The 11,002-nt window shown below is 69.9% G+C and carries 10 protein-coding genes; 5 read left to right on the forward strand and 5 right to left on the reverse strand.

The features are described from left to right. Window positions 1-2,313 (forward strand): phosphomannomutase/phosphoglucomutase, encoded by a 2,313-nt coding sequence (locus tag ACH65_RS12580; protein ID WP_049622948.1) that lies wholly within the window; start codon window positions 1-3, stop codon window positions 2,311-2,313. Window positions 2,314-2,398: 85 nt separating this feature from the next. Here the strand turns inward: ACH65_RS12580 and ACH65_RS12585 are convergent, their stop codons facing one another. The 3 genes from ACH65_RS12585 to ACH65_RS12595 all read right to left on the reverse strand — a co-directional run bounded on the left by ACH65_RS12585 (window position 2,399) and on the right by ACH65_RS12595 (window position 4,347). Beyond that, on the reverse strand, window positions 2,399-3,049 hold the full coding sequence (locus tag ACH65_RS12585) for a DUF4124 domain-containing protein (protein WP_049622949.1): 651 nt from the start codon (window positions 3,047-3,049) through the stop codon (window positions 2,399-2,401). Window positions 3,050-3,153: 104 nt separating this feature from the next. Beyond that, the gene (gene pyrE, locus ACH65_RS12590; RefSeq protein ID WP_049622950.1) at window positions 3,154-3,801 is read right to left on the reverse strand and encodes an orotate phosphoribosyltransferase; all 648 of its coding nucleotides are present in this window, start codon (window positions 3,799-3,801) and stop codon (window positions 3,154-3,156) included. A 48-nt stretch (window positions 3,802-3,849) separates the two neighbouring features. Beyond that, window positions 3,850-4,347, reverse strand: coding sequence for a GNAT family N-acetyltransferase (locus ACH65_RS12595; protein WP_049622951.1), 498 nt, complete (start codon window positions 4,345-4,347; stop codon window positions 3,850-3,852). A gap of 40 nt (window positions 4,348-4,387) precedes the next feature. Between ACH65_RS12595 and ACH65_RS12600 the strand changes: the two genes are divergently transcribed. The 3 genes from ACH65_RS12600 to ACH65_RS12610 all read left to right on the forward strand — a co-directional run bounded on the left by ACH65_RS12600 (window position 4,388) and on the right by ACH65_RS12610 (window position 6,825). Then, entirely contained in the window at window positions 4,388-5,158 is a 771-nt protein-coding gene (locus ACH65_RS12600; protein WP_049622952.1) for an exodeoxyribonuclease III, read from the forward strand. Next, window positions 5,148-6,461 (forward strand): AmpG family muropeptide MFS transporter, encoded by a 1,314-nt coding sequence (locus ACH65_RS12605; RefSeq protein WP_425478295.1) that lies wholly within the window; start codon window positions 5,148-5,150, stop codon window positions 6,459-6,461. The genes ACH65_RS12600 and ACH65_RS12605 overlap by 11 nt, the downstream gene beginning before the upstream one ends. Before the next feature lie 82 nt (window positions 6,462-6,543). Next, on the forward strand, window positions 6,544-6,825 hold the full coding sequence (locus ACH65_RS12610) for a hypothetical protein (protein ID WP_049622953.1): 282 nt from the start codon (window positions 6,544-6,546) through the stop codon (window positions 6,823-6,825). Here ACH65_RS12610 and ACH65_RS12615 read toward each other — a convergent pair. Together ACH65_RS12615 and ACH65_RS12620 are read right to left on the reverse strand one after the other, a co-directional pair. Beyond that, entirely contained in the window at window positions 6,822-7,949 is a 1,128-nt protein-coding gene (locus ACH65_RS12615) for an anhydro-N-acetylmuramic acid kinase (protein ID WP_049622954.1), read from the reverse strand. The genes ACH65_RS12610 and ACH65_RS12615 overlap by 4 nt on opposite strands. 10 nt (window positions 7,950-7,959) lie before the next feature. Further along, on the reverse strand, window positions 7,960-9,402 hold the full coding sequence (locus ACH65_RS12620) for an OapA family protein (RefSeq protein ID WP_049622955.1): 1,443 nt from the start codon (window positions 9,400-9,402) through the stop codon (window positions 7,960-7,962). A gap of 187 nt (window positions 9,403-9,589) precedes the next feature. Between ACH65_RS12620 and tyrS the strand changes: the two genes are divergently transcribed. Continuing rightward, window positions 9,590-10,801: a tyrosine--tRNA ligase gene (tyrS, locus tag ACH65_RS12625; protein ID WP_049622956.1), complete on the forward strand. Its 1,212-nt coding sequence runs from the start codon at window positions 9,590-9,592 to the stop codon at window positions 10,799-10,801. Window positions 10,802-11,002: the final 201 nt, after the last annotated feature.

Consider the following 11,002-nt stretch of genomic DNA (forward strand, 5'->3'; position numbering starts at 1 on the left):
ATGGGGATCGGCGAGAAGGCGAAGCAAGGGTTCGGGCGCGTGGACTGGCCGCGGCTGCTGCCGCTGGCCGCCGGCACGTTGCTGCTGCTGCTCGGCCTGGCCTGCGCCTGGCAGGCGTGGCTGATCGCCGGCGAGAGCGGTGCCGGCGAGCGCGTGCACCGGGCACAGGGCGAGGCCGTGCAGGCGCTGGCGGCGGCGGTCGCGGCGGAGCGCCAGCGGGCGGCCGGCGCGCTGGCCGCGGTGGAGCCGGCGGCGGAGCAGAACGACCGCTCGCTGCTGGCGGCCGAACTCCAGCGGCGCCTGCCGCAGGCACTGAAGGTGGAGGCCTACAGCAGCAGCCTCGATGAGGTGCTGCACGCCAATTACCGCGAGTTCGGCTATGCCAAGGCGGCCCAGCTGCTGGCCGCGCAGACCGGCGAGGGGCCGCTCGCGCAGAGCATCGGCGTGGCCGGCGGCGAGCGCCGCCTCACCCTGGTGCTGCCGGTGGGCGCGCCGCAGCGTCCGCAGGCGTGGGCCTGGATCGAACTGCCGTTCACATTGCTGCAACAGCGTTTCGAGTCCATTCCGTTAGCGGGAGGCAGACTGGATCTTCGCCAGGGCGACGACCATGGCGAGTTGAGCCTGCTCTCCCGCGGCGCCGGCGATGCCATCATGGAGCCTGCGGCCAAGCCGGTGCCCGGCAGCGCTTTCAGCGTGGGGGCCGGCCTGCCGGTGGCGTTCATCGTGCTGCCGCGGTCGTGGCCGCTGGTGGCGTTGTTCGCCTTGCTCGGCCTGGGCGGCGGCCTGTATCTGTTGTGGCGGCGCGCACATCCGCGCGCCGGCAAGAAACTCATGGAACCCGAGGAGACGACGTTGTCCGATGTAATCGAAAGCAAGCCCGAGCCGACCCCGCCGTCCCGCGCCGCGGCCCAGCCGCCGGCGGTGAGCCCGGTCGAGGTCGACCCGAGCATCTTCCGCGCCTACGACGTGCGCGGCGTGGTGGGCAAGTCGCTCACCGCCGAGGTCGCGCGGCTGCTCGGCCAGTCGATCGGCACGGTGATGCGCGAGCAAGGCCTGCGCGAGATCGTGGTCGGCCGCGACGGCCGCCTGTCCGGCCCCGAACTTGCCGGCGCGCTGGCCGATGGCCTGCGCGAGGCGGGCATCGACGTGATCGACGTGGGCGCCGTGCCCACGCCGGTGATCTACTACGCCGCCTACCGCTTCGAGACCGGCAGCGCGGTGGCGGTGACCGGCAGCCACAATCCGCCGGACTACAACGGCTTCAAGATCGTGGTCGGCGGTGAGACGCTGTCCGAGGGCGCGATCAAGGACCTGTACCGGCGCATCGCCGAGGGCGCGCTGGAGCGCGGCGGCCAGGGCAGCCTGCGCCACGTCGACGTGCTGGACGACTACATCGAGCGGATCACCGCCGACGTGCAGGCCGAGCGCCGCCTAAAGGTGGTGGTGGACTGCGGCAACGGCATCCCCGGTGCGGTGGCGCCGCAGGTGCTCGAAGGCATCGGCTGCGAGGTGCTTCCGCTCTACTGCGAGGTGGACGGCACCTTCCCGAACCACCACCCCGATCCCTCCGACCCGCACAACCTGGAAGACCTGATCCTGGCGGTGAAGCAGAGCGGCGCCGATCTCGGCGTGGCCTTCGACGGCGACGGCGACCGCCTGGGCGTGGTCACCAAGGACGGCGAGATCATCTACCCCGACCGCTTGCTGATGCTGTTCGCGCGCGACGTGCTGTCGCGCGAGCCGGGCGCCACCATCATCTACGACGTCAAGTGCACCGGCCATCTCAAGGGCCAGGTGCTCGACGCCGGCGGCAGCCCGTTGATGTGGCGCACCGGCCACTCGCTGATCAAGGCCAAGATGCGCGAGACCGGCGCGGCGCTGGCCGGCGAGATGAGCGGGCACTTTTTCTTCAAGGAGCGCTGGTACGGCTTCGACGACGGCATCTACGCCGGCGCGCGGCTGCTGGAGATCCTCGCCGGCGACGCCGAGGGGCGCACGCCCGAGCAGGTCTTCGCCACCCTGCCCAAGGGCGTGTCCACGCCCGAGCTCAAGATCGAGCTGGCCGAGGGCGAGCACTATCGCTTCATCGAGGCGTTCCGCGAGCGGGCGAGCTTCGAGGGCGCCACGCTGATCACCATCGACGGCGTGCGCGCCGACTGGCCGGACGGCTGGGGCCTGGTGCGCGCCTCCAATACCACGCCGGTGCTGGTGCTGCGCTTCGATGCGGACAACAAGGAGGCGCTCAAGCGCATCCAGCAGGCGTTCCGCGAGCAGCTGTTCCTGGTGGACAAGAACCTCAAGCTGCCGTTCTGAGCGCGCACATCGTTGCGCGCCAAGGCGAAAGGAAAGGGCCGGCTTTGCAGCCGGCCCTTTCTTTATCGGGACGCGGGGGAGCCAGTCAGGCCGGGGGCTGTGCCTGCGCGGCCTTGAGTTCGCGATAGCGCTGCAATTGCGCGGCGGCCTTCTGCGCCGCCGCGTCGCGCGCGGCCTGCTGGCGCTGCAATGTGGCGCGCTGGCCGGTCACCACGCCGCGCTGTTCGGCGATACGCTCGTCGAGCGCCTTGGGCACGGCCTGCTTGCCGCGTTGCGCCTCCGCGGCGCGATCGAGCAGGTCGGTCAGCGCCTTTTCCTGGCTGCGCAGGTTGATGCGGGTGGTCTGGATCTGCTGGTCGAGCGTGTCCAGTTCCTGCTGCTGCGAGCGCTGGAGGGCGGCCTCGTCGGGGTAGGCGGTGAGCATCTGCTGGTCCGCGCGGGCGTGCTCGGCAGCGGCGCGTTGCGTCGCCGCCTGCTGCGCGGCCTGCTGCTGCGCGGCGGCGCGCTCCTGCGGCGTGAGCTGGCGCGGCACGCGCTGGATCGCCAGGCCCTGGTCGTTGACCAGGTCGTAGCCGTACTTCATCGCCTCGGTGCTGAGGCTGTCGCTGTAGTGCGGCAGCCCCTGCGCATCGTGCCAGCGGTAGCGGATGCCGCCGCCGTGGCTGCTGCTTTGGGCGTGGACGTGCAGGGCCGCTGCCAGCGCGATGGCGGCCACGACCGGGATCGACTTGCGCATGGACTCCCTCCTGCCTTGCAGTATGCCATCGCGGTTCGCCGCGCCCTACGCGCGGCGGGCGCCAGTGTGACGCGGTTGGCGGGACGGCCGCACCGCGCCCGTCCTCAGCCGGCCACGCCGTAGCGTTCGCGGTAGGCCAGCAGCCGCGCATGCTCGGCGGCCAGCGCCGGACGCTCGCCGGCATAGGCCAGCACGTCGGCCAGGCCGGTGATGGCGATCACCGGGATGCCGTAGTCGCGCTGCACCTCCTGCGCGGCGGAGAGCTCGCCCTGGCCGCGCTCCTGGCGGTCCAGCGCGATCAGCACCCCGGCCGGGGTGGCGCCCTGGGCGCGGATCAGCGCCAGCGACTCGCGCACCGCGGTGCCGGCGGTCATCACGTCGTCCACGATCAGCACGCGGCCCTTGAGCGGGGCGCCGACCAGCACGCCGCCCTCGCCGTGGTCCTTGGCCTCCTTGCGGTTGTACGCCCACGGCAGGTCGCGCCCGTGGCGGTCGGCCAGCGCGATGGCGGTGGCGGCGGCCAGTGCGATGCCCTTGTAGGCGGGGCCGAACAGCATGTCGACCTTAAGCCCGGATTCGACCACCGCCGCCGCGTAGGCACGGCCGAGCTGGCCCAGGGCGGCGCCGGAGTCGATCCGGCCCAGGTTGAAGAAGTACGGGCTCTGGCGGCCGGACTTGAGGGTGAACTCGCCGAAGCGCAGCACCTCGCGCGCGAGGGTGAGTTCGATGAAGTCGCGTTGATAGTCGTGCATGAAACGTCTCGTGGAAAAGCGGATGGCGATGACGGAGGCGGATCGCGGTCAGCCAGGCAGGCGGCGCAGCAGCAGGTGTTGCGGGCCGGAGCGGCCGCCATGGTACAGCTCGCCGCTGTCCTCGAAGCCGCCGCCCCGGTAGAGCGCCAACGCCGCGTGGTTGCGGCAGTTCACGGTGAGCGCCAGCAGCCGGGCCCCGGCATGGCGCCGGCACAGGTCGGCCAGCGCCGCCTCCAGTGCGAGCGTGCCCAGGCCGCGCCCCTGCCACGCCGCGTCGATGAAGAACGAGCGCAGGCCGAATGCGCCCGGCCCCAGGTCGCGGCCGGCGATCACGGCGGCGTTGCGCTCGATCCGGTAGAAGCCGATTGGCACGCCGTCCCGCAGGATGGCCATCGGCTCGCTGCCGGGGCAGTGCTCCGCGTCGGCCAGGGCGGTCGCGGCGGGGCCGACGAAGTCCTGTTGCGGCGGCTGTACGCGCAGGCCGATCACCGCCTCGCGCGTGCCGGCCTCGACGGGTGCCACGTGAACGCGAGGCGGTGCGGGCATGGTTGCTATCATGGCCGCCATTGTGTCCGCTGGAGTTCTCGTGCGCATCATCAGCCTCAACGCCAACGGCATCCGCTCCGCCGCCAACAAGGGCGTGTTCGAGTGGCTGCGCAGCCAGAACGCGGACGTGGTCTGCCTGCAGGAGACCAAGTCGCAGGAGGACCAGCTCGCCGACCCCATGTTCCGCCCGGACGGCCACCACTGCTTCTACCGCGACGCCAGCAGCAAGAAGGGCTACAGCGGCGTGGCGATCTACGCGCGGCGCGAGCCCGACGCCGTGATCACGGAGTTGGGCTGGGAGCCCTTCGACTGCGAGGGGCGCTACATCGAGGCGCGCTTCGGCAACCTCAGCGTGGTGTCGCTGTACGTGCCGTCCGGCTCCTCCGGCGAGTTGCGCCAGCAGTTCAAGTTCGAGGTGATGGACCGGCTCACCGGCGTGTTCGAGGGCTGGCGCAACAACGGCCGCGAGTACGTGCTGTGCGGCGACTGGAACATCGTGCGCAGCGAGCTGGACATCAAGAACTGGCGCTCCAACCAGAAGAACTCCGGCTGCCTGCCGGAGGAGCGCGCCTGGCTCAACGAACTGGTCGGCGAGCGCGGCTGGGTGGACAGCTTCCGCACCCTCAAGCCCGAGGCGGTGGAATACACCTGGTGGTCCAACCGCGGCCGCGCGCGCGAGAACAACGTGGGGTGGCGCATCGACTACCAGATCACCACGCCCGGCCTGCGCGAACGCCTGCGCAGCTGCTCGGTCTACCGCGACCAGCGCTTCTCCGACCACGCGCCCTACACCGTCGACTATGCCGACTGAGCAGGGCGCCAGGCCGGGCTCGGGCAAGCTGTCGATCTGGCGGGCCTTCACCCAGCCGTCGGCCTGGACGATGGCGCTGTTGGGCTTCGCCTCCGGTCTGCCGTTCCTGCTGGTGTCCTACACGCTCTCCTTCTGGCTCAAGGAGAACGGCATCCTGCTGAGCGACATCACCATGATCGCCAGCGCGGGCATGACCTACGCCTTCAAGTTCCTCTGGGCGCCGCTGCTGGATCACTGGCGCCTGCCGCTGTTCGGCCGGCTGGGGTTGCGCCGCGGCTGGCTGCTGTTCGCCCAGCTGTGCGTGGCCGGCGGCCTGGCCGCGATGGCGCTGCTGACGCCGCAGGCATTGCCCCTGTTCGTCGGCGCCACGCTGGTGGTGGCCTTCTTCGGCGCCACCCAGGACATCGCCGTCGACGCCTACCGCATCGAGATCGCGCCGGTGGAGGCGCAGGGCGCCCTGGTGGCGACCTACGCGCTGGGCTATCGCATCGCCCTGATCGTTTCCGGGGCCATGGCGCTGATCCTGGCCGACCACCTGCCCTGGCGCGTGGTGTACGGGGTCATGGCGGTGCTCATGCTGATCCCCGTCGCCACCACGCTGGCCGCGCGCGAGCCGGAGAGCCAGCGGTCGCGGCCGAGCCGCTGGACCGTTGCGATACGCGAGAGCGTGGTCGACCCCTTCGCCGATTTCTTCCGCCGCTACGGCTGGCACGTGGCTGGCGTCACCCTGCTCTTCATCCTGGTGTTCAAGATTCCCGAGCAGGCGATCATCGGCGGCGTGATGGGGCCGTTCTACCGCGACATGGGCTTCGACAAGACCCAGATCGCCACCGTGACGAAGATCTTCGGCATCTGGGTGGGCATCGTCGGCACCTTCATCGGCGGCGCCGCGGTAGCGCGCTGGGGCGCCTGGCGGCCGCTGTGCGCGGCGATCGTGCTGGCCGGCAGCAGCAACCTCGGCTACCTGTTCCTGATCCAGCACCAGGGCAGCATACCGGTGCTGACCCTGGTGATTTCGGCCGAGAACGTGACGCTCGGTTTTCTGGGGCCGCCGACCGTGGCCTTCCTGTCCTCGCTGGTCAACAAGCAGCACACCGCCACCCAGTACGCCCTGCTGAGTTCCCTGGTGAACCTGCCGGGCAAGGTCCTGGGCTTCTTCGCCGGCGGCATCGCGACGAGCACGGGTTACGGCATGTACTTCGTGATCACGGTGCTGTCCGTGCTGCCGGCCAGCGCGCTGTTCGCGTACCTGTGGCGGCGTTTCGACGATGGCCGCCAGGCCCTGGCGGCCGCGCCGGACTGAGCGGCCGGCCCGGCTTGCCCGGACACCGTTCTCTTGCCACTATCGGCGGCACAGGGGGCGTTGCACGACGAATGGGATAGCCATGCCGGATCTCGTGATACGCCATATCGACATGCAGCTGGCCGAGCGCATCAAGACGCTGGCCAAGGAGCGCCAGTGGTCGATCAACGACGTGGTGCTCAATGCGCTGCGTAGCGGGCTCGGCTTGAGCGCCGCCGGCCAGATCTTCACCGAAACCATGCTCGATCCGGGCGACCTCGTGCTGGCCGGCCACTGGGAATCGGCCGAACGGGCGGTGTTCCAGGAGGCCGTGCAGGCGCTCTCGACCACCGCCCCCACGCAGTTCGCGCCCGAGCAGGGCTAGCCGGCGCGATAGGGCGCCGGATGCACGGCGCCGAGCACGCGCGGCCCGCGCGCGCCGGTCACCGCGGGCAGGTTGCCCGGCCGGCCGAGCACGCGCTGGCGCGCCAGCCAGGCGAAGGCGGTGGCTTCCAGGTAGTCCGGGTCGATGCCGAACTCCGCCGTGCCGAGCACCCGGCGTGGCGCCAGGCATGCGGCCAGCCGCTCCATCAGTACGGGGTTGTGCACGCCGCCGCCGCAGGCCAATACGTCTTCGGCATCCGGCGCATGGCGCACGATCGCGTCGGCGACGCTGCGCGCGGTGAGTTCCAGCAGGCTGGCCTGCACGTCGGCCGGCGCCAGCACGCCGAGCCGGGCATGCCGCTCCAGCCAGGCCAGGTGGAAGTGTTCGCGGCCGGTGCTCTTGGGCGGCACCAGCGCGAAATACGGGTCGGCCAGCATCGCCGTGAGCAGCGCCTCGTCGGCCCGGCCGCTGGCGGCGAAGCGGCCGCCGCGGTCGAACACCTCGCCGCGGTGGCGCAGGCACCAGGCGTCGAGCAGGCCGTTGGCCGGGCCGGTGTCGAAGCCCGACACGCTGCCGTTGGCGCCGAGCACGGTGATGTTGGCGATGCCGCCCAGGTTCAGCACCACCCGGCCGTGGCCGGGCCGGGCCAGCAGCATGGCATGCAGCGCCGGCAGCAGCGGCGCGCCCTGGCCGCCGGCGGCGACGTCGGCGCGGCGGAAGTCCGCCACCACGTCGATGTTGCAGGCCTCGGCGATCACGCTGGGGTCGCCGAGCTGCAGGGTGAACGGGAACTCGCCCAGTGGCCGGTGGCGCACGGTCTGGCCGTGCGAGCCGAGCGCGCGCACCGCCTCGGCGGGCGTGGCGCTTTCCGCCAGCAGGCGCGTCGTCGCCTCGGCGAAGTGGCGGCCGATCGCCACGTCCAGCCGTCCGAACGCATCCAGGTCCAGGACGGCCTCGCCCTGCGCCACGGCCAGGATCCGCTCGCGCAGCGGCGCCGGCCACGGATGGGTGAGGGCGGCATGCAGGCGCGGGCGCTCGCCGTCGAACGCCACCAGCGCCGCATCGATGCCGTCGACGCTGGTGCCCGAGATCAGGCCGAGGTAGAGCGCCGCGGCGTCATCCACGGAAGCCAGCTCAATCGTCGCTACGGGCGCCCGAGCCGAGCCGGGCCAGCTTGATGTTGGCGTCCAGCGCCTTCAGGCGGGCCAGCTGCGGCTGCACCACTTGCTGCTTGAAGCGGGCCAGTTGCACCGCGGGCAGCGGCTCGGGCTTGGGCAGGGTCATCTTCTGCGGATCGCGCTGCGCGCCGTCGACGCGGAATTCGTAGTGCAGGTGCGGGCCGGTGGCGAGGCCGGTCATGCCGACGTAGCCGATCACCTGGCCCTGGCTCACGTGCTGGCCGATGCGCTCGCTGCCGAAGCGCGACATGTGGCCGTAGGCGGTGCTGATGGAGCCGTTGTGCTGGATCACCACGAAGTTGCCGTAGCCGTTCATCCAGCCCTTGAACTTGATCACGCCGTCGCCGGCGGCATGGATCGGCGTGCCGGTGGGCGCGGCGTAGTCCACGCCCTTGTGCGCGCGCATGCGGCCGAGGATCGGGTGGAAGCGCGCCACGCTGAACTGCGAGGAGATGCGGGTGAAGTCCACCGGAATGCGCAGGAACGATTTCTGGATCGGGCGGCCGTCCTCGCTGAACCAGCCGTAGCTGCCGTCCTCTTTCTTGAAGCGGTAGGCGGTGTAGCGCTGGCCCTGGTTGACGAACTCGGCGGCGACGATGTCGCCTTCCGCAAAATAGCTGCCGTCGCGGTAGACGTCGTTGTAGACCACGGTGAAGCTGTCGCCCACGCGCAGGTCCTGCACGAAGTCCACGTCGTACTTGAAGAGCTCGGCCAGCTTGCCGACCATCGCCGGGCTCATGCCGGCCTGGGCGCCGGCGGCGTACAGCGAGCTGTTGATGGTGCCGTGGGCCATATGCTCGCGCTGCTCGAGGTCGCGCGTTTCCATGGTGAGCGTGGACTTGGACTCATCGAAGCGCACCACCGCGCGGCTGGCGTCGTCCTTGTCGAAGCGGATGCCGCGCAGGCTGCCGTCCGCGCCGAGCAGGAAATCGAACTCCTGGTGCGGGCGGATGTTGTGCAGCGAACCGCCGGCCTTGCCGACCGTATCCATCACGTGCTGTAGGTCGGTCAGGCTGAGGCCCTGGCTCTGGAAGATGTCCGAGAGCGTCTGCCCAGGCTGCACCTGGACGATGTGCCAATCCTCCACCGTCGGCGCCTGCATGCTCGCGGTCGGCGCCTTGGGCAGAGCCAGCGGGAGCAGGGCATGTGCGGGGGCGACCGGGTCCGGGCGCATCGCGCTGGCCCAGGCAGGGAGGATGAAGCCGGAAAGCAGGGTGATCAGGAGCGCGGTGCCGGCGAGGATCCAGCGCTCGCGGTGCCAGCGGATCGGTTCGACTTCGCCGCTGTGGCTGAAGGACCAGTGGGTGCAGCGCTCATAGAAGTGAGAGTGCCGGTGCTGCGCCTTGCGGCGGATAGCCCGCTTGCGCGCCTGGCGCGCGCCCTGCCTGCCCTCACCCATGCCCTGTATGCCTCGCGTTACAACGTATTCAATTCCCGTACCATAGCGGCCATGTGGAAAAGGCGTCAACGCCTTTCCGATCAATGGTTTGTGCGTGTCTCGTGATTAACGCACAATTAACCTGACATGCCTTGCGCCGTCCGCTGCGGGCCGGCGCATTTGAATTGAAAAGCTACTGAGGAAGTACATGAGCGAGCTCGACCAGGCGCTGGCCACCATCGCGCGCGGCACCGACGAAATCATCAAGCAGGAAGACTTGGCCGAGCGCCTTAAGGCCGGGCGGCCGCTGCGCATCAAGGCCGGCTTCGATCCCACCGCGCCGGACCTGCACCTGGGCCATACCGTGCTGCTCAACAAGATGCGCCAGTTCCAGGACCTGGGGCACCAGGTGATTTTCCTGATCGGCGACTTTACCGGCATGATCGGCGACCCCACCGGCAAGAACGTCACCCGCAAGCCGCTCAGCCGCGAGGACGTGCTGCGCAACGCCGAGACCTATGCGGCACAGGTCTATAAGGTGCTCGATCGCGAGAAGACCGAGGTGCGCTTCAACTCCGAGTGGTTCGGCAAGATGGGCGCGGCCGACATGATCCGGCTGGCGGCCCAGCACACGGTGGCGCGCATGCTCGAGCGCGACGACTTCGCCAAGCGCCACAAAGCGCAGCAGCCGATCGCCATCCACGAGTTCCTCTACCCGTTGGTGCAGGGTTACGACTCGGTGGCGCTCGAGGCCGACGTGGAGCTCGGCGGCACCGACCAGAAATTCAACCTGCTGATGGGGCGCGCGCTGCAGGAGCACCACGGCCAGCCGCCGCAGATCGTGCTGACCATGCCGCTGCTCGAAGGGCTCGACGGCGTCAACAAGATGTCCAAGTCGCTCGGCAACTACATCGGCATCGACGAGCCGGCGATCGACATCGTCACCAAGACGATGAAGATCGGCGACGAGCTGATGTGGCGCTGGTTCGAGCTGCTGAGCTTCGAAGTCTCGCTGGCCGAGCTGGAGGCGATGAAGCGCGACATCGAGAGCGGCGCGCTCAATCCCCGCGACGCCAAGCTGCGGCTCGCGCGCGAGCTGGCCACCCGTTTCCACGATGCCGCCGCGGCCGAGCAGGCGATCGCCGGCTGGCATGCGGTCGTGCGGGGCGAGGGCGACACCAGCCTGCTGCCGCTGACCGAGATCGTCGTGCCTGCCGAAGGGCTGCGCCTGCCTGCGCTCCTCACTGCGGCGGGTCTTACCGCGAGCAACTCCGAAGCCAACCGCAAGCTCAAGGAGCGCGCGGTGCGCATCGATGCCCAGGTAGTGGAAGAGGCGCAGCGCGTGTTCGCGGCCGGCTTCGAAGGCGTGCTCCAGGTCGGCAAGCGCAACTTCGCCCGCGTGCTCTTGAAGGCGGATTGAGCGCCCGGTGGCGCCGCGCATTGCCGTGATCGTTCGCGGCGATGCGCGCTGTTCCTGAAAGAACAGCCGCTTACGAGAAATCGGGAAAAAATTTCAAGAAATCGCTTGCCAAACCGGTAGGCCCTCCCTAGTATTCGCCACCCCGCCGCGCTGCATCGCTGCACGGCAACTCCCCGGCAAGAAAATTTCTTCGCTGAAGGT

Source organism: Frateuria defendens (assembly GCF_001182895.1).
Taxonomy (GTDB): Bacteria; Pseudomonadota; Gammaproteobacteria; order Xanthomonadales; family Rhodanobacteraceae; genus Frateuria_B; species Frateuria_B defendens.